The sequence below is a fragment of the Mesorhizobium sp. P3_A8 genome, assembly GCF_056402995.1.
Genome location: NZ_JBFUGI010000010.1, coordinates 103,856 through 130,418 on the forward strand (window position 1 = coordinate 103,856; position 26,563 = coordinate 130,418).

At 64.2% G+C, this 26,563-nt stretch carries 27 protein-coding genes; 7 read left to right on the forward strand and 20 right to left on the reverse strand.

Going from position 1 to position 26,563, the window contains the following annotated elements; translation table 11 throughout:
• The first annotated feature begins 74 nt into the window (after positions 1-74).
• Complete coding sequence (locus AC1DX4_RS23055) at positions 75-860, forward strand: SDR family NAD(P)-dependent oxidoreductase (protein WP_477222479.1); 786 nt, start codon at positions 75-77, stop codon at positions 858-860.
• A gap of 41 nt (positions 861-901) precedes the next feature.
• Here AC1DX4_RS23055 and AC1DX4_RS23060 read toward each other — a convergent pair whose 3' ends face one another.
• Positions 902-1,516: an alpha-ketoglutarate-dependent dioxygenase AlkB gene (locus tag AC1DX4_RS23060; RefSeq protein ID WP_477222480.1), complete on the reverse strand. Its 615-nt coding sequence runs from the start codon at positions 1,514-1,516 to the stop codon at positions 902-904.
• 130 nt (positions 1,517-1,646) lie between these two features.
• Here AC1DX4_RS23060 and AC1DX4_RS23065 point away from each other — a divergent pair, with 130 nt between their 5' ends.
• A complete protein-coding gene (locus AC1DX4_RS23065; RefSeq protein ID WP_477222481.1) occupies positions 1,647-1,847 on the forward strand; it encodes a KTSC domain-containing protein in 201 nt (66 codons plus the stop codon).
• 25 nt (positions 1,848-1,872) lie between these two features.
• On the opposite strand, the gene AC1DX4_RS23070 is transcribed toward AC1DX4_RS23065, so the two are convergent.
• The 8 genes from AC1DX4_RS23070 to cyoA form a co-directional block, all read right to left on the reverse strand.
• Positions 1,873-3,135: a DUF763 domain-containing protein gene (locus AC1DX4_RS23070; protein WP_477222482.1), complete on the reverse strand. Its 1,263-nt coding sequence runs from the start codon at positions 3,133-3,135 to the stop codon at positions 1,873-1,875.
• A 100-nt stretch (positions 3,136-3,235) separates the two neighbouring features.
• A complete protein-coding gene (locus AC1DX4_RS23075) occupies positions 3,236-3,772 on the reverse strand; it encodes a response regulator transcription factor (RefSeq protein ID WP_258585623.1) in 537 nt (178 codons plus the stop codon).
• Complete coding sequence (locus tag AC1DX4_RS23080; protein ID WP_477222483.1) at positions 3,762-5,108, reverse strand: ATP-binding protein; 1,347 nt, start codon at positions 5,106-5,108, stop codon at positions 3,762-3,764. Before AC1DX4_RS23080 ends, AC1DX4_RS23075 begins: the two co-directional genes overlap by 11 nt.
• The gene (locus AC1DX4_RS23085; protein ID WP_477222484.1) at positions 5,105-5,920 is read right to left on the reverse strand and encodes an SURF1 family protein; all 816 of its coding nucleotides are present in this window, start codon (positions 5,918-5,920) and stop codon (positions 5,105-5,107) included. The genes AC1DX4_RS23080 and AC1DX4_RS23085 overlap by 4 nt, the downstream gene beginning before the upstream one ends.
• Positions 5,917-6,294, reverse strand: coding sequence for a cytochrome o ubiquinol oxidase subunit IV (gene cyoD / locus AC1DX4_RS23090; RefSeq protein ID WP_477222485.1), 378 nt, complete (start codon positions 6,292-6,294; stop codon positions 5,917-5,919). The genes AC1DX4_RS23085 and cyoD overlap by 4 nt, the downstream gene beginning before the upstream one ends.
• The gene (gene cyoC, locus AC1DX4_RS23095; RefSeq protein WP_183456568.1) at positions 6,291-6,917 is read right to left on the reverse strand and encodes a cytochrome o ubiquinol oxidase subunit III; all 627 of its coding nucleotides are present in this window, start codon (positions 6,915-6,917) and stop codon (positions 6,291-6,293) included. The genes cyoD and cyoC overlap by 4 nt, the downstream gene beginning before the upstream one ends.
• 9 nt (positions 6,918-6,926) lie before the next feature.
• Positions 6,927-8,924: a cytochrome o ubiquinol oxidase subunit I gene (gene cyoB / locus AC1DX4_RS23100; RefSeq protein WP_477222486.1), complete on the reverse strand. Its 1,998-nt coding sequence runs from the start codon at positions 8,922-8,924 to the stop codon at positions 6,927-6,929.
• A gap of 10 nt (positions 8,925-8,934) precedes the next feature.
• Positions 8,935-10,116, reverse strand: a complete 1,182-nt coding sequence (gene cyoA, locus AC1DX4_RS23105) for a ubiquinol oxidase subunit II (protein WP_477222487.1) — start codon at positions 10,114-10,116, stop codon at positions 8,935-8,937.
• A gap of 214 nt (positions 10,117-10,330) precedes the next feature.
• On the opposite strand from cyoA, the gene AC1DX4_RS23110 reads away from it, so the two are divergent.
• The 3 genes from AC1DX4_RS23110 (at position 10,331) to AC1DX4_RS23120 (ending at position 12,662) form a co-directional block, all read left to right on the forward strand.
• The gene (locus tag AC1DX4_RS23110) at positions 10,331-11,653 is read left to right on the forward strand and encodes an MFS transporter (protein ID WP_477222488.1); all 1,323 of its coding nucleotides are present in this window, start codon (positions 10,331-10,333) and stop codon (positions 11,651-11,653) included.
• A gap of 201 nt (positions 11,654-11,854) precedes the next feature.
• Complete coding sequence (locus tag AC1DX4_RS23115) at positions 11,855-12,034, forward strand: hypothetical protein (protein ID WP_477222489.1); 180 nt, start codon at positions 11,855-11,857, stop codon at positions 12,032-12,034.
• Between the two features lie 7 nt (positions 12,035-12,041).
• Positions 12,042-12,662, forward strand: a complete 621-nt coding sequence (locus AC1DX4_RS23120; RefSeq protein ID WP_477222490.1) for a helix-turn-helix domain-containing protein — start codon at positions 12,042-12,044, stop codon at positions 12,660-12,662.
• Between the two features lie 52 nt (positions 12,663-12,714).
• Here the strand turns inward: AC1DX4_RS23120 and AC1DX4_RS23125 are convergent, their stop codons facing one another.
• The 6 genes from AC1DX4_RS23125 to AC1DX4_RS23150 form a co-directional block, all read right to left on the reverse strand.
• Positions 12,715-13,098 carry a hypothetical protein gene (locus AC1DX4_RS23125; protein WP_477222491.1) on the reverse strand — a complete coding sequence of 128 codons (384 nt, stop codon included), beginning with the start codon at positions 13,096-13,098 and terminating at the stop codon, positions 12,715-12,717.
• 302 nt (positions 13,099-13,400) lie between these two features.
• Positions 13,401-14,420 (reverse strand): NADP-dependent oxidoreductase, encoded by a 1,020-nt coding sequence (locus tag AC1DX4_RS23130; protein WP_477222492.1) that lies wholly within the window; start codon positions 14,418-14,420, stop codon positions 13,401-13,403.
• Between the two features lie 56 nt (positions 14,421-14,476).
• Positions 14,477-15,658 (reverse strand): hypothetical protein, encoded by a 1,182-nt coding sequence (locus tag AC1DX4_RS23135; protein ID WP_477222493.1) that lies wholly within the window; start codon positions 15,656-15,658, stop codon positions 14,477-14,479.
• Positions 15,659-15,694: 36 nt separating this feature from the next.
• Positions 15,695-16,705 carry a succinylglutamate desuccinylase/aspartoacylase family protein gene (locus tag AC1DX4_RS23140; RefSeq protein WP_477222494.1) on the reverse strand — a complete coding sequence of 337 codons (1,011 nt, stop codon included), beginning with the start codon at positions 16,703-16,705 and terminating at the stop codon, positions 15,695-15,697.
• Between the two features lie 3 nt (positions 16,706-16,708).
• Positions 16,709-17,053 carry a RidA family protein gene (locus AC1DX4_RS23145; protein ID WP_095198060.1) on the reverse strand — a complete coding sequence of 115 codons (345 nt, stop codon included), beginning with the start codon at positions 17,051-17,053 and terminating at the stop codon, positions 16,709-16,711.
• A gap of 44 nt (positions 17,054-17,097) precedes the next feature.
• The gene (locus AC1DX4_RS23150) at positions 17,098-18,423 is read right to left on the reverse strand and encodes an alanine racemase (RefSeq protein WP_477222495.1); all 1,326 of its coding nucleotides are present in this window, start codon (positions 18,421-18,423) and stop codon (positions 17,098-17,100) included.
• Between the two features lie 77 nt (positions 18,424-18,500).
• Between AC1DX4_RS23150 and AC1DX4_RS23155 the strand changes: the two genes are divergently transcribed.
• Entirely contained in the window at positions 18,501-19,442 is a 942-nt protein-coding gene (locus AC1DX4_RS23155; protein ID WP_477222496.1) for an amidohydrolase family protein, read from the forward strand.
• On the opposite strand, the gene AC1DX4_RS23160 is transcribed toward AC1DX4_RS23155, so the two are convergent.
• From AC1DX4_RS23160 to AC1DX4_RS23175, 4 genes are read right to left on the reverse strand one after another with little or no spacing between them, the layout of a single operon-like run.
• Positions 19,416-20,387: an ABC transporter permease gene (locus tag AC1DX4_RS23160; RefSeq protein WP_477222497.1), complete on the reverse strand. Its 972-nt coding sequence runs from the start codon at positions 20,385-20,387 to the stop codon at positions 19,416-19,418. The genes AC1DX4_RS23155 and AC1DX4_RS23160 overlap by 27 nt on opposite strands.
• A complete protein-coding gene (locus tag AC1DX4_RS23165) occupies positions 20,384-21,349 on the reverse strand; it encodes an ABC transporter permease (RefSeq protein ID WP_477222498.1) in 966 nt (321 codons plus the stop codon). Before AC1DX4_RS23165 ends, AC1DX4_RS23160 begins: the two co-directional genes overlap by 4 nt.
• Positions 21,346-22,851, reverse strand: a complete 1,506-nt coding sequence (locus tag AC1DX4_RS23170; protein ID WP_477222499.1) for a sugar ABC transporter ATP-binding protein — start codon at positions 22,849-22,851, stop codon at positions 21,346-21,348. The genes AC1DX4_RS23165 and AC1DX4_RS23170 overlap by 4 nt, the downstream gene beginning before the upstream one ends.
• A gap of 21 nt (positions 22,852-22,872) precedes the next feature.
• Positions 22,873-23,925, reverse strand: coding sequence for a substrate-binding domain-containing protein (locus tag AC1DX4_RS23175; protein WP_477222500.1), 1,053 nt, complete (start codon positions 23,923-23,925; stop codon positions 22,873-22,875).
• 234 nt (positions 23,926-24,159) lie between these two features.
• On the opposite strand from AC1DX4_RS23175, the gene AC1DX4_RS23180 reads away from it, so the two are divergent.
• Positions 24,160-24,960, forward strand: a complete 801-nt coding sequence (locus AC1DX4_RS23180) for an IclR family transcriptional regulator (protein WP_477222501.1) — start codon at positions 24,160-24,162, stop codon at positions 24,958-24,960.
• A 64-nt stretch (positions 24,961-25,024) separates the two neighbouring features.
• On the opposite strand, the gene AC1DX4_RS23185 is transcribed toward AC1DX4_RS23180, so the two are convergent.
• On the reverse strand, positions 25,025-26,554 hold the full coding sequence (locus AC1DX4_RS23185) for an MDR family MFS transporter (RefSeq protein ID WP_477222502.1): 1,530 nt from the start codon (positions 26,552-26,554) through the stop codon (positions 25,025-25,027).
• Between the last annotated feature and the right edge of the window lie 9 nt (positions 26,555-26,563).

A 26,563-nucleotide genomic window follows, 5' to 3' on the forward strand; every position in this document is an offset into this window, starting at 1 on the left:
CAACCTATTGTTTGACTACGATGAGTGTCAAACTCAGAACGAGATTTTCGATAGCGCATGAAGGAGCTTCCGCGATGAAGGATTTCGACGGCAAGGTGGCATTGGTGACGGGGACAACCGGCATCGCGCTCGCCACCGCAAGACGGCTGGCGCAGGGGGGTGCTGCGATCATCGCCTGCGGCATCGACCGGGCCGCCAATACCGCCATGCAGGAAAGCCTTGCCAAAACCGGAGCGGATGCGCTGGTGCAAACGGTTGACGTCTCCGTTTCCGACCAGGTGCGCGACGCGATCGCGGCCGGCGTCGCGAAATTCGGTGGCATCGATGTCATCGTCAATTCCGCCGCGGTGCATCCCTACGGAACCGCGACGACGACCGATTGGGAAACCTGGAACCGGGCAATGACGGTCAATGTCGGCTCGATCTATCTGACCGCGCATTTCGGCATCCCGGAAATGATCAGGCGGGGTGGCGGCGCCATCGTCAATGTCGCCTCGGTGCAAGGTTTCGCCTGCCAGCAGAACGTCGCCGCCTATGCCACGACCAAGGGCGCCATCCACACGCTGACGCGCTCGCTGGCGCTCGACTACGCAGCATCAGGCATAAGGGTGAATTCGGTGAGCCCCGGTTCGATCCGCACGCCGATCCTGGAGAAGGCCGCGCGCGGCGACAATGGCAGCGATGCCGATGTCGAAGAGGCCTACATGCGCTTCGGCGCGGCGCATCCGCTTGGCCGCATCGGCGAGCCCGAGGAGGTGGCGGAACTCATCGCTTTCCTGTGCTCGTCAAAGGCCGGCTTCTGCACCGGCGCCGATTACAAGATCGATGGCGGTCTGACCGCCGGCATCGGCGTGAAGTAGAGCCATCGAGATCGGCCCTGGCCTTTACGCCGGCGCGATGCTCAGGGGTTTTGGGGGCGCAGCGTCCGCAAGGTGATGGAGTAGCGATGCTCGGCAAGCGGCGGGATGCTGTGCTCCCATTGTGTGCGCGAAGGGCCGGTCATGAGATAGACCGACCTTGGCTCGACGACGATGGTCCGGCGCTCCCATTTGTCGCCGCTCTTTCGCCGCAGCCGGAAGCTGCAGGGCGCCAGCAGCGAAACGCCGGCGACATCTTCGAAATGCGGCTTGTCGCGATGCCAGCCGATACCAGCGCCCGGCCGGTATTCATTGATCAGCACCTGCGCGAAAGCCTCGACGGGCCGGCGCGCAAAGGCCGCGACCCTTTCGCGCAAAGGCAGCAGAAAGTCGGGAATCGGCAGCGCCTCGACCACTTCGCGCCGGTCATAATCGTAGCGCAGGCCAAACCCGACGACACGCCGGTTTGCAAGATAGCCGTGGAAATCAAACGCCTGGAACGGCAGTCCCTCAAGATGCCGGGCGAGCTCCGTCTCTTCATGCGGCGTGATCAATCCGGGCTGGTAGGCAAAACCTTCGGGCAGATCCTCCGCGGCACCAAAGAGATCATGCTGGAATGCCGAAGTGTGGCCGATGGCTTTCGATTTGAGCTGCGACATCCCGCCTAGATGGTGAACGCAGGACTGCAAGGCAATATCCAGCCGCTCTAGCGTACGTGACAGCGGCGGCAATGGCAGGGAACCGCACCATGTCTGGCGAATTTATCTGGCTGAGCCGTCAGGTGCCAACATGCCGTCGACCGCGATCCGAAACACACAGTACGATCTCGCGACCAGGACCCTCTCCGTCTGGTTCGTGCCGAGCGGCCATCGCTACGATTATGCGGACGTTGCCCCGGCAACCTATGCCGCTTTCCGGAAAGCTGCCTCGAAAGGCCGCTTCTTCAACGAATTCATCCGGGACCATTACAGCTACCGTCGCGTGGCATGATGATGCGGTGAGCACGGTCGGCCCGTCACGCCTTCTTGTTCAGCTCCGCGGGCGCTTGGTCCGGCGCCGGTTCCCAGCCAAAGACACTGCGGCCGCCAAGCAGATGCGACTGGTCGAATTCGCCGGCGACGATTTCCTTCAAGCTGGGGCCGGTGACGTATCGCTCGACCTGCCGCGACTGATCGTCAAGCCGTCTCAACGCGCCGATTTCCTCGTCGCGGCCAAGCCTGGCCTTCTGCACGGCGGACTTCAGCACGCCGATCGTCTCGTCGTAGACCTTGAGCGGAACAGGGAAAGGGTGCCTGTCCTTGCCGCCATGGGCGAGCGAGAAACGGCCCGGATCGGAAAAACGGCACGGCGCGCCGTGGACGACTTCGGCGACGAGGGCCAATGCGCGCACGGTGCGCGCGCCCACACCGGGAACCAGCAGAAGCTCGGAGAAATCCGCCGGGCCACGCTCCGCGGCCGCCGCCATGTTTCCATGCAGGCGACGCATGACGACATCGCTTTCGCGGACATCATGGTGAGCCGGCATGACCAGATGCGGCAGCAGCGGCTGCTCCGAAGCTGGGGCGGTGTTGGGATGCAAAGCAGCGAATTCGCGCAGGATGCGGTCCGGGCCAAGGTCGTGGAGCAGGTCCAGTTGTCCCTGGCGCGAGGCCTCGGCGCGGCGGTCGGTCAGGTTGACGATCTCGCCCTGGTTGGCGCCCTCGATTGCGGCATGCGGCTGATCAACAAAACTCTTCAACCCTTCGGACAGCCAATGGTAGCGGCGTGCCACCTTGCTGTCGCCGTTCATGCCTTGCTGCACCACCACCCAGTCGCCGTCGTCGGTGACGATGAAGCCGTGCAGATAGAGATCGAAACCATCCTGAACGGCGGCGCTATCGACCTTGGCGACGAGCCGGCTGACGGTCGCAAGGCGCGCTCCGTCGAAGCCGATGCGCTCGCCGATGGCGGCCAGTTCATGCGGGGTTTTGCGCGAATGCGCGCCACGGCCGCCGCAGACATGAATGCCGAGTTCGCCAGACAGCGGCGTCAGACCCCGTTTCAAGGCGCCGACGACGCTGGTCGTGATGCCGGACGAGTGCCAGTCCATGCCCATGACGGCGCCGAAGGACTGAAACCAGAACGGATGCGCCAGCCGCCGCAGCAATTCGTTGCGGCCATAGTGATGGATGATCGCCTCGCACATGACGGCGCCAAGGCGCGTCATGCGGTCGCCCAGCCATTTCGGCACGCGTCCGCCGTGAAGTGGAAGATCCGCACTGCCCGATCGTTGCGCCACGCCTGTTGCCTGTTCCGGTGTTTGTCCACACAGATAGGCATCCCGGGCCACGCAGGAAAGCTTTGAATGCTACCGCTCGAATTGGCCGCAGCGCTTCCGGCTATCGCACCACGCGTTTCTCAAGCTTGCGGGCCAAGGTGCGCCGGTGCAGGCCAAGCCGGCGCGCGGTTTCGGAGATGTTGAAGCCGGTCTCGACGAGCGTCTCGTGGATGCGCTCCCATTCGAGGTTCTTGATCGAGGTGGGACGGCTGCTCAGCGACACGGAAACATCGCCCTCGGCCCGGCCGAAGGCGGCTTCGATGTCATCGGTATTGGCGGGCTTGGCCAAATAGTGACATGCGCCGAGCTTGATCGCCTCGACCGCCGTGGCGATGCTGGCGAAGCCGGTCAGCACGACGATCCTCATCGAAGCGTCGCGGGCGCTGAGCAGTTTGACGCATTCCAGCCCGGAGCCGCCGGCGCCAAGCTTGAGATCAACGACGGCGTAAGCCGGAACCGCTGTTTCAAGGGCGCGAGCCAACTCTTCCCTGCCGTGGCAGACCACGACGTCGTAGTCGCGCTTTTCGAAGGAGCGTTTCAGCGTCTTCGCAAAGGTGGCGTCGTCCTCGACGATAAACAGGGATCGATCAGGCCTCATGATCATCTCCATCGGTCAGTGCCGCCAGCGGCAGCGAGAGCGTAACACAGGCCCCCTGCTCCATGTTACGCGCCGAAAAGTCGCCTCCCAGCTTTCGAACCACGTTGACGACGAGGAAAAGGCCAAGGCCGCCGCCCGGCCGTCCCTTGCTCGACATATAGGGCTGGCCGAGCGCCGCTAGAATAGCCTCGTCAAAACCCGGCCCGCGGTCGCGCACGGCAATCACCAGTGTCTCGCCCTGCCGTTCGGCAGTGACGCCGACCCAATCGGGCGAGGCTTCCTGGGCGTTGTCGAAGACGTTGAAGATCACCTGCTTCAGCGCCGTGTCGGAGACGATCTGCTCGTCGGGTTCGAAATCGTTGCTGTACTCCAGATTGAGCGGCTGGCGGCTGCCGCGCCACTCCTGGACCAGATCGTCGAGGAAATGGCGAATGCTGGTGCGGATCGTGCCTTCGCCGCGCGCCTGCCCCGAAGACATCAGGATGCCCGACACGATGCTTTTGCAACGCTCGATCTGCGCCTGCATTTCGGCGACGTCCCCAGCCAGCTCGCGGTTGCGGGTGACGCTGCGCATCTGGCGCCAGTCGGAGAGGATGACGGAGATGGTCGAAAGCGGCGTGCCCAGTTCATGCGCGGCACCGGAGGCGAGCAGACCCATGCGCACGATGTGATCCTCCTCGGCAGAGTGCTGGCGCAGATCGGCGAGATAGGCATCGCGCTCGCGCAGATTGCGGTTGATGCGCGTCATGAAGATCACGATCAGGCCCGCCGCCAGGACGAAGCATATGAACATGCCCCTGATATGCAGGGCCAGCAGGTCGCTGCCGCCGTGATGAGGAATGGCGATCGGCTGGAACTGGAAGGTGAGGAAAACGAAGCAGGCGGAAGCGGCCGCCACGAGGATCCAGGTAGACCAGGGCGTCAGCAGCGCGGCGCCAAGCGTGATCTGCAAGAGGTAGAGCGACACGAACGGGTTCGAGGCACCACCGCTCAGGTAGAGCTGGGTCGTCAGCGCCGCCATGTCGAAGATGAGCGCGACGAAGAGCTGCGCGTTGCTGATCGGGCGCCGGCCGCGCGAAGCGAGCAGGCTGAAGATGTTCAGCCCGACCAGGAAAAGCACCACGCCGGCCATCTCCGCCAGCGGCAGCGGGATGTCGAACCAGTATTCCGTCGCCAGAATGGTAAGCACCTGACCGGCCACCGCCAGCCAACGCAACTGGATAAGCAGGAGCAGGTTCTTCCTGTTCGCCGCGTCTGGATCCGAGACGGCGCCGCTGCCCGCCAGGGATACCGCGAAGGATTTGTCGTTGCGAAGCGTTTGCGACGGGGCGCTCATCTTGCCGGTCCTCGCCGCCAGCGGCCGCCGATCATCGGCGCGGCCAGGGCTACGGCGAGCATCGCAGCGAGCGTGAACCAGGTCAAAGCGTAGACGAGGTGGCTGTTGCGGAAAGTCACGACGGTCAGGCCGCCGCGCGGCCAGCCGCCGGATGCTTCCGCGTCGACGAAATAGGGGGCGACGTCCTTGGTCAGGCCGCGGGCGTTGGCGATGGCGGCGACGTCGCGCGAATACCAGCGATTGGCCGCGGCATCGTTGTTGCGCAGGAAGCCGCCGCCGGGCTCGCTCATGCGCAACAGGCCGTCAATGACGGTCGACGACGCAAGGCTGCCACTCTCTTGTTCGAACTCGGCCTTGCGCTCCTGGGGAATGAAGCCGCGGTTGACCAGCACGACGAAGCCAAGGTCGGTGCGCATCGGCGTCAGCACCCAATAGCCACCGCCAAGTTCCGTCACCGCCTGCACCAGTGTGTTCTCGCCGCCCAGAAATCGACCGGCCAATCGGACGTGGCTGTACTCGTTAGCGGCCGCGGTCATACCGTTCCAGTTCGCTGGGCCGGGCGCATCGGCAACCGGAGCGTGGATGCGCTGGTCGACGCGGGCGATCAGGTCGAGTTTCCAGACCCGCCTTTCCAGCTGCCAGATGCCAAGCCCGAGAAACACCAGCACGCCGAGGAGCCCGAGCAGTGCGAGGAAAAGCCGTGACGTGGGCGATCTGCCGGCTTCCTTTCGTGGCTCGGCACGCAAGCTGATGTCGGCCTGCCCCATCCGTGCCTCGATCGTGGTCTCCTCCGCGCCCGGCGCCGGGCTCATGGCATCTCGCGCATGTCGTGAAGCCCCGGCATCATGTTGGCGTTGAGGTGGTACATCACCCAGAGCGAACCGGTCAGCACGATGACGACGAGGATCATCGTGAAGATCAGCGCCAGCATCGACCATCCGCCCTCGGAGGCGGTGTTCATATGCAGGAAGAAGACCATGTGGACGACGATCTGGACCACCGCGAAGGCCATGATGACGATGGCCGTGGCCTGCTTGTTGTCGATGGCGCCGCTCATGACCAGCCAGAACGGGATGGCGGTCAGGATCACCGACAGGACGAAGCCGATCAGATAGCCCTTGAACGACCCGTGCGCGGCTCCGCCATGGGCGTGGCCGTGACCCTCGGCATGATCATGAGCGCTCATCGCAACATCCCCATCAGGTAGACGAAGGTGAAGACGCCGATCCAGACGACGTCGAGGAAATGCCAGAACATGCTGAGGCACATCAGCCGGCGGCGGTTGGCCTCGGTAAGGCCAAACCGTGCGACCTGTGTCATCAGCGTCACCAGCCAGACGATGCCGAAGGTGACATGCAGGCCGTGCGTGCCGACCAGGGTGAAGAAGGACGACAGGAAGGCACTGCGCTGCGGCGTCGCGCCTTCATGGATCATGTGCGAGAATTCGTAGAGTTCGATCGACAGGAAGGCGAGGCCGAACAGGCCGGTCACGGCAAGCCAGGCTTGCGTCGCCGCCACGCGGCCCTTGTCCATGGTCAGCATGGCAAAGCCATAGGTGATCGAGGAGAAGAGCAGCATGGCGGTGTTGACCGCTACCAGATCGAGGTCGAACAGGTCCTTCGGCGCAGGCCCCGCCGCGTAGTTGCCGCCGAGCACGCCATAGGCCGCGAACAGCATGGCGAAGATCAGGCAGTCGCTCATCAGATAGAGCCAGAAGCCAAGCATGGTGCTGCTGCCTTCGGCGTGCGCATGCTCTTCTTCCAGATGAAACACCGGTTCGGTGCCCGCCGTGGTTGCAATCGAAGCCATGCTCAAACCCTAGCCCTGAGCGGCGAGGAGCGTCGTCCTCGCCTCCTCCGCCTGCGTGACCTCGGCAGCCGGAATGTGGAAGTCTCTGATATAGTTGAAGGTGTGGCCGATCGCGGTGGCGATCAGGCAGACGAAGCTCAGCGCCGCCAGCCACCAGATGTACCAGATCAGGCCGAAGCCGAGCGCCACGCTGAAGGCGGCCAGGATGACGCCCGTGCCGGTATTGCTTGGCATATGGATCGGCTTGAAGCCCGAGAGCGGCCTGGTGTAGCCGGCCTTCTTCATGTCCCACCAGGCGTCGTTGTCGCGCACGACCGGCGTGAAGGCGAAGTTGTAGGCAGGCGGCGGCGACGAGGTCGACCATTCGAGCGTGCGGCCGTCCCAGGGATCGCCGGTCGGATCGGTCAGAGCCTCGCGCTTGCGAATGGAGACGAAGATCTGGATCAGGAAGGCGGCGATGCCGAAGGCGATCAGCACCGCGCCAAAGGCGGCGATCACGAACCATATCTGCAGCGAAGGGTCGTCGAAGACGCGCATGCGGCGCGTCACGCCCATCAGGCCGAGGACATAGAGCGGCATGAAGGCGAACCAGAAGCCGACCACCCAGCACCAGAACGACACCTTGCCCCAGAACGGATCGAGCTTGAAGCCGAAGGCCTTGGGCCACCAGTAGGCAATGCCGGCAAACAGGCCGAACAGCACGCCGCCGATGATGACGTTGTGGAAGTGGGCGATCAGGAACAGGCTGTTGTGCAGGACGAAATCCGCCGGCGGCACGGCAAGCAGCACGCCGGTCATGCCGCCGACGGTGAAGGTGAGCATGAAGGCCATCGTCCACATCATCGGCAGTTCGAAGCGGATGCGGCCGCGATACATTGTGAACAGCCAGTTGAATATCTTCGCTCCGGTCGGGATCGAGATGATCATCGTGGTGATGCCGAAAAAGGAATTGACGCTGGCGCCCGAGCCCATGGTGAAGAAGTGGTGCAGCCAGACAAGGTACGACAGGATGGTGATGACCACTGTGGCGTAGACCATCGAGGTGTAGCCGAACAGGCGCTTGCCGGAGAAGGTCGAGGTGACCTCGGAAAAGACGCCAAACAGCGGCAGGATGAGAATGTAGACTTCCGGGTGACCCCATATCCAGATGAGGTTCACATACATCATCGGGTTGCCGCCGAAGTCGTTGGTGAAGAAATTGGTGCCGACATAACGGTCGAGAGCCAGCAGCGAAAGCACCGCCGTCAGCACCGGGAAGGACGCCACGATCAGCACGTTGGTGCACAGCGACGTCCAGGTGAAGACAGGCATGCGCATCATCGTCATACCGGGCGCGCGCATCTTGATGATCGTGCAGATCAGATTGATGCCCGACAGCGTCGTGCCGACACCCGCCACCTGCAGCGCCCATATGTAATAATCGACGCCGACGTCGGGACTGTAGCCGATGCCGGAGAGCGGCGGATAGGCGAGCCAGCCGGTGCGGGCGAATTCACCGACGAACAGTGATGCCATGACCAGGATGGCGCCGCCGACCGTCATCCAGAAGCTGAAATTGTTGAGGAAGGGGAAGGAGACGTCACGCGCGCCGATCTGCAGCGGTACGACGAAGTTCATCAGCCCGGTGACGAAGGGCATTGCCACGAAGAAGATCATGATCACGCCGTGTGCGGTAAAGATCTGGTCGTAGTGATGCGAGTTGAGGTAGCCCTCGGAACCGTTGAAGGCGATGGCCTGTTGCAGGCGCATCATGATGGCGTCGGAGAAGCCGCGCAGCAGCATGACCAGGCCGAGCACCATGTACATGATGCCGATCTTCTTGTGGTCGACGCTGGTGAACCACTCGCGCCACAGGTAGGTCCAGAGCTTGAAATAGGTGATGATGCCGAGAAGGGCGATGCCGCCGAGCGCCACCGCGGCGAAGGTGGCGACGACGATCGGCTCGTGCAGCGGCAGCGAGTCCAAGGTGAGACGGCCGAAGATGAATTTGGTCAGCGTGTCGGGCATCTTCTGTCTCTCACAATTCTTGCCGCAGCAGGCCGAGCGACGGCGCATCCGCCTCGGCGCGGCGGCTCTCGGTCCCGGGCCTGAGCAGCCCCGCCCCACGCAGCGGGGAAAGATTCCTGGCCGGCCAATCCGTCGGCGTGGCATCGCCGGCCGCGCGCGCCGCGGCAGCCGCTTCCTCAGCCGTGCAGATGCTGGCGACATAGGACGGTTCGTTGCCGAACACCGCGCCGCGCCGGGCGAGCTTGTCGTATTGCAGCGGCAGCGTGTTGCGGACACCCGCAAGGCCGAGGCCACCCTTGGCGTCGATCGACATCATCTCGCTCATGCACATCTTGCCGCGCTCGACGCACAGATTGAGGATGGCGCCGTAGAGGTCAGGATCGACGGAGGCATAGTGGCGGACCGGCTCGTTCTCGCTCGGCTTTTCGAGGTCGAGATAGGTCTCGCGGTCGAGCGCCGCCGACGCGGTCCTGGTCTGCGCCACCCACTGGTCGAAGGCCTGCTCGGACAGGCCGTGGAATGCGAAGCGCATCCCGGAAAAGCCGGCACCGCTGTAATTGGCCGAGAAGCCCATATAGGTACCCGGCCGATTGATGACGGCGTGCAGCTTCGTCTCCATCGCCGGCATGGCATAGATCTGCCCGGCAAGGGCCGGAATGTAGAAGGAGTTCATCACCGCCGACGAGGTGATGCGGAAGTCGATCGGCTGATTGACCGGCGCCGCCAGCTCGTTGACGGAGGCGATGCCGTAGTCCGGATAGATGAAGAGCCATTTCCAGTCGAGCGCCACGACCTCGACCCGCAGCGGCTTGTGCAGCTCCGTGACCGGCTGGCCGGGTTCGATGCGGTCGATGCGGCGATAGGGGTCGAGCAAATGCGTGCCGAGCCAGGTCAGCGCGCCAAGGCATATGATGATCAGCAGAGGGGCTGCCCAGATCACCAGTTCGAGTTTCGTCGAATGATCCCAGTCCGGCGCGTAGGTCGCCGAAGCGTTGGATTGGCGGTAGCGCCAGGCGAAAAAAACAGTCAGCGCCATGACCGGCACGATGATGATCAGCATCAGCAGGGTCGAGACCACGAGCAGGTCGCGCTGCTGGGCGGCGACATCGCCGGCGGGCGCGAGCACGACCAGATCGCAGCCGCTCAACAGCCCGGCCAGGGGGAACAGAAGCAAGGCTCCAAATCGTTTCATCAAACGCTGCCCTCGATGGACCGCCGCAACCGTTCATGTTGCAGTGCGGTATCGATCAAGGGCTACTGCTCGCGGAGGCACGGCAACATTGGACAATTTGTCCAATGCCCAGCTGGCATGGCTTTGGCGCAGTGTGCAGTGCACAATAGGACCATTGGGGAATCCCCAGAATTGGGTCCCGGACACTTCATTCCACGGGGTGGCGACGGATAAGATGGCTCAGACTTCGACTGCCGAAACGAACAGCGAGCTGATCGGCTCGCATCATGGCCAGGTCAGCGCCGGCGATATCGCGGTCGGCGTGATTGTCGGCAGGACGTCGGAGTTCTTCGACTTCTTCGTCTATGCAATCGCGTCCGTCATCGTGTTCCCCAAGCTCATATTTCCGACGCATGATCCGCTTGCCGGAACGCTGTATTCCTTCTCGATCTTCGCACTCGCCTTCGTCGCGCGCCCATTCGGCTCAGTTTTGTTCATGGCGATCGATCGCGCCTATGGCCGCGGCGCGAAACTGACCATCGCGCTCTTCCTGCTCGGCACCTCGACCGTCGCCATCGCCTTTCTGCCGGGCTACGGCGACATCGGTGCGGTCGCGATCTGGCTGCTCGCGCTTGCCCGTATCGGGCAGGGGTTGGCGCTCGGCGGAACATGGGACGGACTGCCCTCGTTGCTGGCGCTGAATGCACCTGAGAATCGGCGCGGCTTCTATGCCATGATCCCGCAACTGGGCGCGCCGATCGGCCTCATCGTGGCCAGCGCTCTCTTCGCCTTCTTCGTCGCCAATCTGTCGGCCGACGACTTCCTTGCCTGGGGCTGGCGCTATCCCTTCTTCGTCGCCTTCGCCATCAATGTCGTGGCGCTGTTCGCCAGGCTGCGCATTGTCGTCACGCCCGAATTCTCGAAACTGTACGAGAGCGGCGACCTGCAGCCGACGCGCATAAGGGACACGATCCGGGCCGAAGGCCACAACGTCGTCGTCGGCGCCTTCGCGCCACTGGCGAGTTTCGCCCTGTTCCACATGGTGACGGTGTTTCCGCTCTCCTGGGTGTTCCTGTTCACCAATGAGGGGCCGGCACGCTTCCTGGCCATTGAGGCGGTGAGCGCGCTGTTCGGGATTGCGGCCATCGTCGCCTCGGGCCCGCTGGCCGATCGCGTCGGACGCCGTGCGCTGCTCGGCGGTTCGGCGATCGCCATCGCCACGTTCAGCGGCTTTGCGCCACAGCTTCTGGATGGCGGCACCATCGGCGAAGCGCTGTTCATGGTGCTGGGCTTCATCCTGCTGGGGCTGAGCTTCGGGCAATCGTCGGGCGTCGTCGCCTCGAGCTTTTCCCGCCAGCATCGCTATACCGGCTCGGCGATCACCTCGGATCTGGCCTGGATGTTCGGCGCCGGCTTCGCGCCGCTGGCAGCCCTGCTTTTGGCCGGCAATTTCGGCCTCATCGCCGCCGGTGCCTATCTGCTGTCGGGTGCTGCCTGCACATTGCTTGCGCTGTGGATCGACGGGCGCCGTCCGGCCGCTGACCGCCAACCCGACTAATTCGGCAGTCCCGCGATTGCGGTTGATGCGGCCAAACGCACGGGCGAACCAGCCGGTCCTCGCATAGCTATGCTCGCCTGCCTGCCCCATGCGGCATTCGTATTTTCCCTAGCGGCACAAAAATGGAATGGAGCGCCCTGCCGGACAATCGGCCAAAGGCTAGTATCGGACATTGCCCCGGGACCATGCAGGAAGCACACAATGTCTGCGCAAGCCGCGAATGTCGTCAGTCTGGATGCCTTCCGTCATGCCCGCAACGCGGGGCATTCGACGCCAACGCCGCAGGCGCCGGTCATGATGCCCGGCGTGGCGCCGGTCGCCTGGGTGCCGGTCTGGTTCATGCCGGTCTATTGGGTCAGTGCGCCGTCGACGCTGAATTGACATCGCCGTGGCGGACGCCTTCTCGAATGTCATCGAACTTGCCGACAGCGGGGACGTCGCCAGTGAATTGCCGCAGATCCTGGGACGAAATCTGCGCAGGTTGAGAACACGACAAGGCCATTCGCTTGAACGACTGGCGAAACTGTCGGGTGTCAGCCGCGCCATGCTGGGCCAGATCGAGACCGGCAGGAGCGCTCCCAGCATCAGCCTGCTGTGGAAGATCACGACGGCTTTGGGCGTTCCCTTCGCAACATTGCTCGACAGTCAAAAGGTGCAGGGAACGCTGGTCCTGCGCCGCCAGCATGCGAAGATCCTGACGTCGGTCGACGGTAAGTTCACATCGCGGGCCTTGTTTCCTTTCGACGCGGAGCGGAAGGTCGAGTTCTACGAATTGCGCTTCGCGGCCGGACACACCGAAAACGCCGACGCGCATGCTCCGGGCACGATCGAGAACCTTATCCTGGCCAAAGGCCGGCTCGAAATCCAAGCGGGCCAGGAGGCGCCACATCACCTGTCCGAAGGCGATGCCATCCTGTTCGAAGCCGATGTGCCGCACAGCTACCGGAACCCCGGCGACAGCGAGGCGATCGCCTACCTCGTCATGACTTATGTCGAGGCTGTCGGCTGAACGAAAAAGGGGCCGGCTGGCCGACCCCTTCTCAAAGACAAAGCGGTAGCGATCAGGCCATCGAGCCCATCATCATCATGCCGCCGCACATCATCATCATCGGCATGCCGGCGCCATTCATGGCCATCATGCGCTTGCAGCATTCCATGAACATGTCCTTCGAAGCGTCGTTCATCGGGGGCATTTCGCAGACCATGCCGGTGGCGGTCATCTTGCAGGTCATCATGCACATCATCGCGGGCATCATGCCCTGCATCGGCATGCCGCCCATCATCATCGGGTTCATCTGCATGCCGCCCATCATCGGCATCATGCCACCCATCATGGGGTTCATGCCGTTCATCATCGGCATCATGCCATTCATCATCGGGTTCATCATCATCGGCATCATGTTGTTCATCATCGGCATCGGCTGCATCTGCATTGCGGGATTCATGATCTGCTCCGTCTGGTTGAGAGACGTCCCGCAGCGGCAGGCCGTCGATGGCGGAGCTCTACGCCGCGAAATCGCGCTTCGACAACATCAATTCCAGGCCGCCCGTCGCTTTCCTCCGCTACAACGGAGGAAATGTCCGCGGCATTGGAAAAACGCCCTTTCGCCGACGTTTCCCATGCTCAATATGCCTTCCAATTGAGCATTGATTGCCCGCAGCCGTCACAGGATTGGTACGGAATTTTACCAAACGAGGCCGCCGTAGAAACCGGCGCATAACGCTCGTCTAGCTTCGCGAGACGCAATTATTGCGCGACCCGCACGATGAGCTTGCCGAAATTCTTGCCGTCGAGAAGGCCGAGGAAGGCCTGCGGTGCATTCTCCAGGCCATCCACGATATCTTCCCTGTAGCGAACCTGCCCGGACGCGATCCACCCAGCCATCTCGCGATAGAAGGCCGGACGCTGGTCGACAAATTCGCGCTGGATGAAACCCCTTATCGTCAGGCTGCGGTGGAGCACCTGCTGCATCAGCGTCGGCAACCGGTCGGTGCCGGAAGCAGCGATGGTGTTGTACTGCGCGATCAGGCCGCAGACCGGCACACGCGCGAACTCGTTCAGCAGGGGAAACACCGCATCCCAGACAGGACCGCCGACATTTTCGAAATAGACGTCGATGCCATCGGGGCAGGCCGCCTTCAACTGCTCGGCGAAATTCTCGGCCCGGTGATCGACGACCGCGTCGAAGCCGAGTTCCTGCCGCACGAAGGCGCATTTGTCGGCACCGCCGGCGATGCCAACGGCGCGTGCGCCCTTGATGCGTGCGATCTGGCCGACGGCCGAGCCGACCGCGCCGCTGGCCGCCGCCACGACCACAGTCTCACCGGCCTTTGGCTGTCCGATCGTGAGCAGGCCGGCATAGGCGGTGAAGCCCGGCATGCCGAGCACGCCAAGTGCGGTCGTAATCGGCGCCGCCGCGGGGTCGAGCTTGCGCAGCCCGACACCGTCGGACAGGGCAAAACCCTGCCATCCCGAGTGGGACAGCACGATATCGCCTTCAGCGAAATCGGCATGGCGGGATCTGACGACACGGGCAACAGTGCCGCCTTCCATCACGCCGTCGATCTCTACCGGCTTGGCATAGGATTTGGCGGCGTTCATGCGGCCACGCATATACGGGTCGAGCGACAGATAGAGGATCTGCAGCAGCAACTCGCCCTCGCCCGGCTCGGCGATCGCCACGGACTCGATGCGGAAATCGCTCGGCTTCGGCCGGCCTTGCGGTCGTGCCGCCAGCACGATGCGGGTGTTCGTCTCAGTCGACATTGGATACTCCCTTCGAAGGAGGTTCTACGCGAAGAACCGATTGGATGACGATGGGCTCAAGGCCGCTGGGCAGCGCCGATCCAATCGAGCCGCGCGGCTGGGATGAGGCCGTAATTGTAGAAATTGATGCCGTCGACATCGGACGCCAGCGCCGGCTTCACCTTGGCCGCAAGGATGTCGGGACCGGCCATTTCCGGATAGAACAGCCGGTAGCCGGTACCGAGGAATTTTTCCGCGCCGAGTGCCGCACGACCAGCCGCCATCAGGCCCGCGACATCGGTGGCCTGCATGTCGTAAGCACACAGGATCGCCCCGTCACAGACCTTGCCGAGTGCGGCCAGATCGCAGCCGCCAAGCCAGCCGTCCTTGAGGTCGATGATGACGACGGCCGTCCTGGGGTGAGCAACTTCGCGCAATTCCGCAACCAGGCTGGTCACCGGCTCGGACCGCCAGGTGAGATAGGCGTGAAGTTCCGGCCAGGGCCGGAATGTCTTGAGGCCGCTCGCCGGAAAATCCGGAAACCGCCGCTGCGGCACAGGGCGCTCGCAGGTCTCGACGATCCATTGCTTGACGAGTCGGCGCGCCGCCTCGCCATCGATGCCGGCGCTAGCGGCACGGCCGAGGCAGGATGGGCAGAAGCACAGCGACAGCAGAAAATCGTCTTCCGGCGTCAGCCCGACGCCGTCCTTCTCATGATGGTATTCGTGGGCGAAGCCCATGAAGGACGGACTTTCGAGCTCGATCCTGTCCGGCCTGTAACTGTGCGAGATATCGGCGACCAGCGCACGGACATAGGCGCGTGCATCCGGATGCGAGGGACAGAGATTGTAGTAGTTGGCATCGCCGAAGGCGTTGCGGGTAACGGCCTGCGGATGCAGCATGCCGAGGCGCGTGTTGTGCAGGCAGACGGTCCAGCAGGAAACGCCGAGCCCGCCGGCGTCGCGCTTGCGGACGAGGTCGCCAAGCACGTCGCCGCCTTCGGTGATCACGTCGGCAACCTTCGGCTGGATCGCGAGCCCGGTCCAACGCGATGGCGTCGGTTTGAAATAGATCGTGCCGTCCTCAGGAAAATAGGCTTTGCGGCGTGGGCTGCGCGGCTGCAGGAAGCGGCCGGCATGATACGAAGTCGCAAGGCTGATCATGTTGAGCCCGGCACGTTGGACAAGATCGCGCTCGACCGTCTCCAGGCCCAGGTCCTGGACATCCCAGGGGTAAGTCCACATGGACAGTTGTTGCATGGAATATCCTCGTGGATGTTGTGCGTAACTATTCTGTCAGCCGTCGACCGGCTCGGCGACCTGCATGAGGCAGTCACCCGCCTCGCACATCGTGTGCAGCCGGCGCGACAGCACGATGCCGGCTTCGGCGAAATGCAGGGATTCCTCGGCAACATCGAGCCGTTCGAGGTCGTGATACCAGCCGGCCAACTGTCCGGCGTCGACGCTGTCGCCCAGCCTGACGGCAGGTTCGAACCAGCCTCGGCGTGTGGCGTAGATGCCCTGGCTGTGCCGCGACAGCGAAAGCAGCCGCGTGGGCATCGAAGGCTTTTCGCCCGCGCCCAGAACCGGTGCGTCGATCACACCCAGCGCCATCATCAGACTGTCGAGCGCACGAGCCGTGATCGCCATCGTGTCAACGGTGGCGGTGCCGCCGCCGCCGAACTCGCCGCTGACGCCGATAGCGCCGGCACGCCGGGCCGCGCCCATGGAGGTCGGCGAGGCCTCACCATTGTCGGCGACGAAGCCGTACGGCATGCCGAGCGTGCGCATCAATTCCACCCCGCGACGGTGGCGGCCAGGATCGGTGTTGTGCTCGACAAGCGCGGTCGGCAGATGTTCCATCGAGGTGCCGCCCGAATGGATGTCGAAGACGACGTCATGACGCGGGAAGAGTTCGCTCTCCAGGAAATTCGCCAGCCGGCTTGTCGGCGTACCCGACGGGTCGCCGGGGAAAGCGCGGTTCAGATTACCGCCATCGAGCGGCGAGCAGCGTTTGGCGGCCATCACCGCCGGTATATTGGCCATCGGCAGGATGGTGATGCGGCCCCTGATCCGCTTCGGGTCGAGCCGGCGCACCAGCTTGGCCAGCGACAGCTCACCTTCATATTCGTCACCGTGATTGCCGGCCATCAGAAGCAGCGACGGGCCGTCGCCGTTGCGGACGAGGCAGATCGGAACCTTGACCTGGTAATAGGGCGAGCGGTCGATCGAGAACGGAATGCTGAGATGGCCCGACGTCTTGCCATCGCGGCCGAAGTCGAGCGTGTGGGCGAGGCCGGTATGCATGGCTCAGACCGCCGCCACCGCGGTGACTTCGATGCGCAGATCAGGATCCGCAAGGCGCGCTTCGACGCAGGCGCGGGCCGGCAGGCGCTCGGGGTCGACCCAGGCGTCGTAGATGCTGTTCATGGCATCGAAATCGCCGATCTGCGGCAGGAAGATGTTGACGGCCACCAGTTTCGACTTGCTGGTGCCAGCCTCGGCGAGAAGCGCGTCGATCTTGGCCAGCACGTCGCTGGTCTGGGCTTCGATGCCGGCCTTGCGGTTGTCGGGCACTTGGCCGGCTATGTGCACGAGACCGCCATAGACGACCGCCTGCGACATGCGGGAGCCGGACTGGAAATACTTGATCATATCGCATCCTTTCAGTTCGTTTTGCGGGGCCGCCGCGGATCCGGTCAGCCGAAATAGGTTGGGAAGGCATGGCGGACATGCCCGGCCTCGTCGACGCCGAAGATGACGCGGTAGCGGTCGAGGCAGGTGCAGGGGTGCGAGATGCCGAACTCGACGACATCGCCGACGGCGAGCTCGCTGTCCGGCTCCAGCGCCAGGAAGGCGTGCTGATCGTTCAGCTTGACGACTTTGGCGTTCACCAGCGCGCCAGCCTGCAACTTGCCGGCGCGATAGACCGCGAGCGGTATGGCAAATCCCTGGTCGAACGACACATCGCGCATGCCCATGCCGCAAATCGCCAGGCCCGGTTCCGGCCGCGACAGCACTTCGGCCCACAGCCGCAGCGCCGGGCGAAACGATTGCCGGGCGGATGCCTTCTCGCCGCCGATCGCAAACCCCTGGCGCGCGTCAAGCACACCGAGCGAGCGGTCATAGGTTCCGTGGTCGTGGAAGAAGATGGCGCCGCTGCGCAGCACCAGCGTCGCATTGCCGTCGCGCGAGACGACAGGCAACAGCGCGGCGACAACCCTGTCGAAGAAGATCGAGCCCCCAGCCGTCACGATCAGTGGCACTTCGCCGCCAAGACGGGCGCGCAGCCGCAGGAACATGTCGGACGTCCTTGCCAGCAGCTCGGCGATCGCCGCGTCGGTGCGGCCGGCATCCGGTTGCGCGGCGGCACCTTCATAGGTCGCGACGCCGGCGATCAGCAGGCGACCGCCGCTCGCCATCACCGCATCGGCGATCGCCTCGGCCTCGGTCGTGGTGCGCGCACCTGCCCTGCCCGCGCCCAGTTCGACCAGCACGCGCAAGGGCGCGAGCGATGCATTGGCACGCCAGGCCCCGGCCAGCGCATTGACGACGTCGACCGAGTCCACGAAGACGAGAATCTCGGCATCCGGCCAGGCGCCTGCGAGCGTTGCCAGGCGGCTTGCGCCGCCGCTGCCGCCAACCTCGTTGGCAATGATCAGCCGGGAAAGGCCGGCCTTGAGCATCACCGTCGCCTGGCGGATATCGGCGACCGTCGTGCCCCAGGCACCGGCCTCGACCAGCGAGCGGGCCAGATCGGGTGCCATCGGCGTCTTGGCATGCGGCGCAACCGCAACACCCTGTTCGCTGATATAGCGCAGGAACAGGTCGCGATTGGCGGCGAAGGCCGCTTCGTCGAGGGTGAGCACAGGTAGAGCCATGCGGCCATCGGCAGGATGCCAGCCTTGCCGCCCGACAAGGCTGCTGTCCAGCCCCGCCGTGCCGGGCGGCACGCCGCGAATGCGGTCGTCGAGAACAAAATTTTCGCGCACGCCAAGCGGCGGGACTGGTGAGTTTTGCGTCATCCGATGCTAACCCTTTCGCGGTCGCGAAACGACACCTGGACCGACTCCCGATCCTGGTCATGCCATGAGAAAATTCCGTGCCGAAACCCTATACCGGACCGATCGTCGACGCCCACCATCATCTCTGGGATCTCGGCCTTGGCCGGCACCCGTGGTTGGCGGCGACCGCCGGCGAACGCGGTGGCCTGGGCGAACTCGGACCGTTGCGCCGCAACTATCTTCCGCACGATTATTCCCGCGACGCCGCCAGTCACGATGTCGTTGCCACGGTCCACGTCGAAGCCGGCTGGGCGAGCGATGATTGTGTCGGCGAGACACGCTGGCTGGAAACGCTCGACAAGTCGCAAGGCGTGGCGGCCCGCTATGTCGTCCACGTGCCGCTGGCGAGCCCTGAGGCGCCGGCGCTGATCGAGGCGCAGGCCGCCTTCGATCGGGTTGTCGGCGTGCGCGACATATTGAGCTGGGATCCCGATCCGGCCCGGCGCTTCGCCGCCCGCGACCGCATCATGGACGAGCCGGCCTGGCGCGCCGGCCTGGCCTTGCTTGGCGCCCACCGGCTCGCCTTCGACCTGATGGTGTTCCCGCGCCAGCTTGCCGATGCCGCACGGCTGGCGGCGGCCTTTCCCGGACAGCAATTCGTCCTCAACCATTGCGGCAGCCCGATCGACCGCGACGCCGACGGAACGCGGCTCTGGCGCGAAGGGTTGCGAAACCTGGCGCGCCACGAGAACGTCGCCATCAAGATTTCCGACCTGGTCGCCTACGATCATCACTGGACGCTCGCCAGCTTGCGCCCGGTGGTGCTGCATTGCATCGACTGCTTCGGCAGCGGCCGCGCTATGTTCGGCAGCGATTTTCCGGTCGCCGGCCTGCACGCTTCGTTCGATGACATATATGACGGCTTCAAGACCATTGCGGCGGACCTTTCCTCGGACGAGCAGACAGCCCTGTTCTTCGGCAATGCGAAACGGATCTACCGGTTGGACAAGCTGTCATCGACGGGCCTGCTCCCGGCCTGAGAGCAGCAGCAGGCCGAGGATCAGCGACCCGAACAGGATGCTGCGCCAGCCGGGCGATGCGTTGACGACGGTGATCAGCGCGGTGATCGTAACCAGCAGGACCGCGCCCGGGATGGTGCCGGCATAGGTTCCGAGCCCGCCGAGGATCGAGGTGCCGCCAAGCACCACGGCGGCGATCGAAGCCAAGAGATAGGGATCGCCGATCCCGACATAGCCTTGTCCGTTCATGCCCAGCACGAGCACGCCTGCCAGGCCCGAGGTGAAGCCGCTGATGCCGTAGACGGCGAGCGTCGTCGAAGCCACCGGCACCCCCGACAGCGAAGCGGCGAGCGGATTGGCACCCATGGCAAAGATGCGTGCGCCGAACGGCGTCGCATGCATGACCGTCAGCACACCAGCCGAGACGATGACCCACAGGACAATGCCGGCAGGAATGCCGGCAGGCCGCGCATTGCCAAGCCAGTGCACCAATGGGTTTTCGGCGGTCACGGCGCTGCCGCCGGCAATGATGATCAGCAGGCCCTGCAGGAAGGTCGCCATGGCCAGCGTCATGATCATCGGATGAACGCGCAGCAACGCCACGCCGAGCCCATTGACCGCGCCGATCACGGTGGTCAGCGCAAGCACCGCGAGGATGGAAGCAAGCCCGGTGGGATCCGCCGGCCACGACAGCAGCGGCAGGCTGATGGCGCTGACGGTGACGATCGCCGCGACCGAAAGGTCGATGCCGCCGGCGATCACGACGAAGGTCTGGCCGGCCGCGACCAGCCCGATGACGGCGCCGAGTTCGACCAGATAGCGCAGATGGCCATAGGCGCCGAAGCCGCGCGAGGCAAAGCTGGCACCGATCCAGACGGCGGCGACGATGACAACTGTCAGGAACGGCCGGCTGCGCAGGATCGCCAAGGCGCGTTTGCCGCCTGCACTCTCATTCCATGCCGTCATTGCTGCACCTTGCGGAATTGCGGGATGGCGACCGCGCCGATGATGATGAGGCCCTGGGCGACATATTGCGCAACCGGGGTGAAGCCGAGGAAGAACATGACGCTGATCATCAGGCTGAGCAGCAGGCTGCCGGCGAGCGCGCCACGCATCGTGCCCTGCCCGCCGAGGAAGCCGATGCCGCCGAGCACGGCGGCGGCAATCGAGTTCAGCGTGAAGGCCGCGCCGATGACCGGATCTCCCGATCCCGTCTGCGCGGCGACGAACAGGCCGGCACCCGTCGAGAGCAAGCCGCTGATCGCATAGGCCGCTATCCGCGCGGCATCGACCGGCACGCCGGAGCGATAGGCGCCGACCGGATTTTCGCCGGCGGCATAGAGGCTCAGCCCAAGCGGAGTGGCGAGATAGAGCTTCCACAGAAAGACGATCGCCACCAAAAGCACGAAGGCCGCGGGCGTGTTGCCGGCGAGCAGGTCGGACAGCCACACCGGAATGGCACCACCGGGCCTGGGCAGGACCAGCAGTGCCGCGCCGCCGATGATGAAGGAACCCGCGAGCGTGACAACGATTGCCGGGAGGCGAAGCCTGACGACGATGAAGCCGGTCGCCGCGCCGATGCCGAGACCTGTCAGCGCCACCGCGGCGGCGCCGCCGACGACACCCAGCGGGCCGGCCATCGTGGTGGCGGCGATGACCGCTCCAAGGCTGACGGTGGCGCCGATCGCCAGGCTGATGCCGCCGGTCAGCATGAGGATCGCCTGTGCCATCGCGACCAGTGCCAGCGGGAACCAGCTCTGGGTGAATTTGGCGAAGCCGGAAGCCGAAAACAGGCCCGGGAACAGAACACCGTAAGCGACGAGAAACGCCAGCACGACGATGAACAGGCTGCGTACGCCGATGTTGCGGCGCATCTGCACCGGCCAGTAGAGCGCGCCGGCTAATCTTGCGGTTGAAACAATGCTCATGCCGCGACCTTCCGGTTTTCGGCGCCCATCGCCGCTGAAACGATAGCCTCCTCGCTCAGTGCTCCGCGCTCAAGCGTGGCAACGATACGCCCGTCACGCACCACGGCGACGCGGTCGCACAGATGCACCAGTTCCGGCGTGTCGGAACTGAGCAGCACGACGGCCTTGCCGGCGGCGGCGAAGGCGCGAAGCATTAGGTAGATTTCGCGCTTGGTCTCGACATCGACGCCGCGCGTCGGATCGTTTAGCAGAAGCACGAGCGGGTCGTGCGGCATCCATTTCGCCAACGCCACCTTCTGCTGGTTGCCGCCGGAGAGAGCCTGCGCCGCTCGGGCGAGATCGCCCTTGATGCCGAGCTGGGCGGCAAGGCCTCTGGCAGTCTCGCGTTCGGCCCGGCGGCTGCGCAGCTTCAGCGCCGGCAGCCTGGCGAAGGTGGGCAGCATCATGTTGGTGATGATGGGATGGATCAGGTGCAGGCCTTCGCGCTTGCGATCGGCCGGCACATAGGCGAGGCCAAGCGCATTGGCTTTCGGCACGCCGCCGGGCAGCCCCGGGACGCCGTTAACGCTCGCCGATACGGTCCTGGCTGGAATCGCGCCGTAAAGTCCGAGCAGCAGATCCTCCTGCCCCTGCCCGACTAGGCCGCCAATGCCCAGCACCTCGCCCGTCCTGATGTCGAGATCGACGTCGCGCATCAGGCCGGCCGAAAAATTGCGGACGGAAATGGCGTCGGCCGGAGATTTTAAAGTCTGCCATTGCGGAAAGAGATCGCCGGGGTCACGGCCGACCATCAGGCGCACCAGCCCGGCGGCGTCGGTTCCCGCCAGCGAGCGGTCCGCCGTGCAGATGCCATCCTTGAGGACGGTGACATGCTGGCACAGCGCCATCACTTCGTTCAACCGATGCGAGATGTAGAGAACGGCGATGCCTTCGCCGCGCAGCCGTTCCAGCAGGTCGGTCAGGATTTTCGTCTCCGTCGACGACAGCGACGAAGTGGGTTCGTCGAGGATGAGCACGCGCGGCTTGCGGTAAAGCGCCTTGGCAATCTCGACCATCTGCCGGCGGCCGAGTGACAGATGCCCGACGGGCGTAGACAGCGGCTCGTGCAGCCCAACCAGTTCGCATGCCGCCCTGGCCCGGGCGGCAAGCGCGGTATAGTCGATCAGGCCGAACCGCCTGGGATAGGCGCCGAGGCCAATGTTTTCGGCAATGGACAGGCTGGCCGTCAGGCTGAGCTCCTGCTGCACGACGGCAATGCCTGCCTGCCGGGCAAGCGCCGGCGTCATGCGCGACACGGCGCGCCCCTCGACTTCGATCGCCCCGCCGTCCGCGCGCAGAGCGCCGGACAGCAGGTTGATCAGCGTCGACTTTCCCGCGCCGTTCTCGCCGAGCAGCGCATGCACGCGGCCCGGCTGGAGAGCGATGGAGACGTCGCGCAGGACGGGGTTGCCGAAGAACGACTTCGACACCCCCCGCGCCGCGAGCAGCGGAGCCGTGGTCATCAATGCTAAAACCCTTCAGGCTTATTTCCGGGCCAGCAGCTTCTTGAACAGCTCCTCATCGTAGGGCGAATAGATGTAACCGTCAGCCGGGAAATCCTTCGCACGGGCGAGATATTCGTCGATGTTGGAATTGTCGATGACCGGCAGCGGGATCTTGATGAAAGCCGGCACATCCTTGCCTTCCAACGCCTGGACGGCGGTATAGGCGGCGAAGGCGCCGAGCCAGTTCGGCTGCATCGTCGCCCAGCTCTTCAAGCCCTTGTCCTTCCACAGTTCGAGGAACTGGCGCGCGTTCTCGCCGGTGATCGGCACCTGTTCGCGGCCCTGCTTGTCGAGGGCGAGCACGGCACCCGCCGACAGCGCGCCGCCGAGCGACAGGATGCCGTCGATCTCGGGATTGGCGAAGAGCAGGCTGGTCACGGCTTCCTGGGCAGGCGCGACATTGTAGGGCGTGTTGGTCTCGGCCAGCACCTTCACATCGGGATGGGCTTTTAGCTCGGCATCCGCACCCTTGCGCCGGTCGTCGCTGACCGAAACGCCTGCCGGGCCATTGAGGATCAGGATCTTGCCCTTGCCGCCGATGGCGTCGATCAGGAATTTGGCCGCTTGGTCGCCCCACTGCGAGGAATCGGTGTTGACCTTGGCGGTCACCTTGTCGGTGTCGACGAGGCTGTCGAAATTGATTATGGCGATGCCCTTGGCGCAAGCGTCGGCGAGCACGCGCGCCGGTGCTGTCGACGAGCCGGCGATCAGGATGATGGCGTCGACATTGGAATCGATCATCGACTGGATCTGCTGGATCTGCACATTGGCGTCACCCTGGGCGTCGGTAACGACGAGCTTGTCGACCAGGCCCTGCTTCTTCAGCGTCTCGACCTCGGCTTCGATCGTGCCCTGCGTCTGCTTCATCCAGGTCGGCACCGAATAGATGTTGGCCCAGCCGATCGTGTAGGGGGCCTTGCGGTCGCCCTTGATGCAGTTGGCGGCGGCATTGGCCTGCGAGCCCGCGCCCAGGCTCAGCACGAGACCGAGGCAAAGGGCGCTGGCGGATGCGAAAAACGACGATTTCATCATGACTCTTCCCTTCTGAGGTTATGTCCGGACGTGCGGGGTCGGGACGAGCAAACCCGTCGGTTGCCGGGCTCGGAAACCGTCTGTTTTTCGTCAGGACTTTCTGCGTCAGGCTCGTTAGTTTGTCCGATATTTCAGACATAGTGTCTGTATATCGGACAAAAGGGATGCTAGACTGAGCCTTGACATCTTTCAAGCGTCTTGAGACGAGGACCGAAATGATTTTGGACGGCTGACATGAGCGATGGCGTGGCTGATTTGATCGAGACGGACGCCGGCAAGGATGCGCGCCCCGGTGAACGGCGGCGCGGCATCGACCGCGTCATCATGCTGCTCGAGGCCCTTTTGAAGCACCGCGCGCCGATGCGTGTCGGCGACATCGCCAAGATGATCGGCGCGCCGCGCTCGACCACCTACGAGATCGTCAACAGCCTGCTCGAGGCCGAGATGCTCGAAAATGTCGGGGCGGAAGGCTACGTCTATTTCGGCCGTTCGATGCATCTGTTCGGCTGGGCCTATTCGCATCACAACGCGCACTACCGCCGCATCATCGAGACGCTGGACCGGTTGGCCGTGGAAACCGGCGAGACCGTCCAGCTGTGCGGCCTGCGCGGCAACAAATATGTCGTGCTCGACTGCCGCGACTCGCCCGGCCCGTTCCGCATCTCGAGCGATGTCGGTGTCGAGGTGCCGATCCCGTGGACGGCATCGGGGCGGCTGCTGCTCGGCCATATGAGCGAAAAGGAACTGCGCGATTTCATCCCGCCCGGTGACTACACGCTGCCCGACGGCCGCGTCATCGCGCCGGCCGAATTCTTCGCCGACGTCGCTGCGGCACACCGGCAGGGTTACAGCGAGACCGCGGCTCTGGCCGACCGCTTCACCTGGTGCATGGCCGCGCCCATCCGCGATGGAAACGGCGCCATCAGCAAGACGCTTTGCTTCGTGCTGCCCATCGACACGCCGGAGCCGCGGCGCAACCATCTGCTCGACCTGCTGCGTGAACGCGCCCGCGCGCTGTCGCTGACCGACAGCTGAACGAGCCGCCGTCACGCCAGGATACCGTCAGCCTGCCGGACCGATCAGCTCGACTTGCTCGGCCTCAGCCCCGCTTCGGGATTTGTATGTCTTCGAGCAGAAGCGTCAGCGCCATGGCGACGAAGTAGAGCGCCGCCACCCAGATGAACATCACGTTGAAGCCACTGGAATAGTGGCCGAGCACCACGTCGCGGATCGTCGGCGGCAGGCTCGACGCCAGATGCGGGTTCAGCCCGGTCAAGCCGTCCGGCAACAAAGCTGCGGCGTCGGCCGGGAGTTCTGCCGTCTGCCGGTTCAGGGCCCAGGTCATCACCGCGCCGTTCAACGCCAGCCCCAGCGATGCTCCTATCGTCCGCGCCTGGGTGATCAGCGACGTCACCGCGCCGATGTCCTGCAGTGGTGCAGCGGCCTGGATCGCCACGATCAGCACCTGGAACTGCAGGCCCATGCTGATGCCAAACACCGCCATCATCGCCGCCAGCACCCAGATCGGCGTGTGCGACGTGATGAGGACAAAACCTATCATCAACAGCCCGCCAATCCCCATCGCCACCACCGGCATCCATTTGTAGCGACCGGTTGCGGCAATGACCCGTCCGGCCACGATCGAGATGATCATCGAGGTGATGGAAGCCGGCAGGAACAGGAAGCCGACTTCGGCCGGGCTCAAGCCCGTCAGCGTCTGCATGTAAAGCGCGAAATAGAAGAACATGCCCAGCGTCACCGATCCGGCGACCACCGACACGCCGGTGACGACGCGGACCGTCGAAATGTCGAACAGCCGCAAGGGCACGATCGGCTCCTCGGCTCGCCGCTCGACCATGATGAACGAGACGATGGCGGCGAGCGCGACTATCGGCAGCACGAAAGTGAGCAGATCCAGCCCGGCCGGGTCGAGCAGATGATAGCCCCAATAGACGATTGCCGTGGTGCCGATGGCCAGCAGCAAGCCGCCGAGATAATCGATGCGGTGCCTCTTCTCATTGAACCGGCTGCGCATGGCGAACGCCAGCACTGCCAGCACGACGATGCCGATCGGCAGATTGACCAGGAACACCCAGCGCCAGCCGAACAGGCTGGTGATATAGCCCCCGGCCAGCGGACCGAGGACCGACGACAGCGCGAACACCGCCGAACTGTAGCCTTGATATTTGGCGCGGTCGCGCGGCCCGAACAGTTCGCCGATCATGGCGAAGGCCGAGACCATCAGGCCGCCGCCGCCAAGACCTTGCAGGACACGCGCCGCGATCAGGCTCTCCATCGACCATGCCATGCCGCAGACCAGCGACCCCATCAGGAACAAGGTGATCGCCGTCAACACCACGTTCTTGCGGCCATACATGTCGCCGAGCTTGCCGTAGAAGGGCGAGACGGCGGCCGTCGACAGCAGATAGGCGGCGCCGACCCAGCCGAACAGGTGCAGATTGCCCAATTCGCCGGCAATGGTCGGCAAGGCGGTGACAACGATCTGCATGTCGATGGTGGCCATGAACATGGCGATCAGCGCGCCGAAATAGACGATCAATGTCGTCAAGTCGGGTCCGGCTTCGGCCTCTAACGGCGCTGCATCTGGAAGGGTCGAGTCGAGGCTCATTGCTATCTC

What these genes read in the sequence shown, in the direction of transcription:
- AC1DX4_RS23055 (WP_477222479.1), top strand. Translation starts at nt 75, where the DNA reads ATGAAGGATTTCGACGGCAAGGTGGCATTGGTGACGGGGACAACCGGC.
- AC1DX4_RS23060 (WP_477222480.1), bottom strand. Translation starts at nt 1,516, where the DNA reads ATGTCGCAGCTCAAATCGAAAGCCATCGGCCACACTTCGGCATTCCAG.
- AC1DX4_RS23065 (WP_477222481.1), top strand. Translation starts at nt 1,647, where the DNA reads ATGCCGTCGACCGCGATCCGAAACACACAGTACGATCTCGCGACCAGG.
- AC1DX4_RS23075 (WP_258585623.1), bottom strand. Translation starts at nt 3,772, where the DNA reads ATGAGGCCTGATCGATCCCTGTTTATCGTCGAGGACGACGCCACCTTT.
- AC1DX4_RS23080 (WP_477222483.1), bottom strand. Translation starts at nt 5,108, where the DNA reads ATGAGCGCCCCGTCGCAAACGCTTCGCAACGACAAATCCTTCGCGGTA.
- AC1DX4_RS23085 (WP_477222484.1), bottom strand. Translation starts at nt 5,920, where the DNA reads ATGAGCCCGGCGCCGGGCGCGGAGGAGACCACGATCGAGGCACGGATG.
- cyoD (WP_477222485.1), bottom strand. Translation starts at nt 6,294, where the DNA reads ATGAGCGCTCATGATCATGCCGAGGGTCACGGCCACGCCCATGGCGGA.
- cyoC (WP_183456568.1), bottom strand. Translation starts at nt 6,917, where the DNA reads ATGGCTTCGATTGCAACCACGGCGGGCACCGAACCGGTGTTTCATCTG.
- cyoB (WP_477222486.1), bottom strand. Translation starts at nt 8,924, where the DNA reads ATGCCCGACACGCTGACCAAATTCATCTTCGGCCGTCTCACCTTGGAC.
- cyoA (WP_477222487.1), bottom strand. Translation starts at nt 10,116, where the DNA reads ATGAAACGATTTGGAGCCTTGCTTCTGTTCCCCCTGGCCGGGCTGTTG.
- AC1DX4_RS23110 (WP_477222488.1), top strand. Translation starts at nt 10,331, where the DNA reads ATGGCTCAGACTTCGACTGCCGAAACGAACAGCGAGCTGATCGGCTCG.
- AC1DX4_RS23115 (WP_477222489.1), top strand. Translation starts at nt 11,855, where the DNA reads ATGTCTGCGCAAGCCGCGAATGTCGTCAGTCTGGATGCCTTCCGTCAT.
- AC1DX4_RS23125 (WP_477222491.1), bottom strand. Translation starts at nt 13,098, where the DNA reads ATGAATCCCGCAATGCAGATGCAGCCGATGCCGATGATGAACAACATG.
- AC1DX4_RS23130 (WP_477222492.1), bottom strand. Translation starts at nt 14,420, where the DNA reads ATGTCGACTGAGACGAACACCCGCATCGTGCTGGCGGCACGACCGCAA.
- AC1DX4_RS23135 (WP_477222493.1), bottom strand. Translation starts at nt 15,658, where the DNA reads ATGCAACAACTGTCCATGTGGACTTACCCCTGGGATGTCCAGGACCTG.
- AC1DX4_RS23140 (WP_477222494.1), bottom strand. Translation starts at nt 16,705, where the DNA reads ATGCATACCGGCCTCGCCCACACGCTCGACTTCGGCCGCGATGGCAAG.
- AC1DX4_RS23145 (WP_095198060.1), bottom strand. Translation starts at nt 17,053, where the DNA reads ATGATCAAGTATTTCCAGTCCGGCTCCCGCATGTCGCAGGCGGTCGTC.
- AC1DX4_RS23150 (WP_477222495.1), bottom strand. Translation starts at nt 18,423, where the DNA reads ATGACGCAAAACTCACCAGTCCCGCCGCTTGGCGTGCGCGAAAATTTT.
- AC1DX4_RS23160 (WP_477222497.1), bottom strand. Translation starts at nt 20,387, where the DNA reads ATGACGGCATGGAATGAGAGTGCAGGCGGCAAACGCGCCTTGGCGATC.
- AC1DX4_RS23165 (WP_477222498.1), bottom strand. Translation starts at nt 21,349, where the DNA reads ATGAGCATTGTTTCAACCGCAAGATTAGCCGGCGCGCTCTACTGGCCG.
- AC1DX4_RS23170 (WP_477222499.1), bottom strand. Translation starts at nt 22,851, where the DNA reads ATGACCACGGCTCCGCTGCTCGCGGCGCGGGGGGTGTCGAAGTCGTTC.
- AC1DX4_RS23175 (WP_477222500.1), bottom strand. Translation starts at nt 23,925, where the DNA reads ATGATGAAATCGTCGTTTTTCGCATCCGCCAGCGCCCTTTGCCTCGGT.
- AC1DX4_RS23180 (WP_477222501.1), top strand. Translation starts at nt 24,160, where the DNA reads ATGAGCGATGGCGTGGCTGATTTGATCGAGACGGACGCCGGCAAGGAT.
- AC1DX4_RS23185 (WP_477222502.1), bottom strand. Translation starts at nt 26,554, where the DNA reads ATGAGCCTCGACTCGACCCTTCCAGATGCAGCGCCGTTAGAGGCCGAA.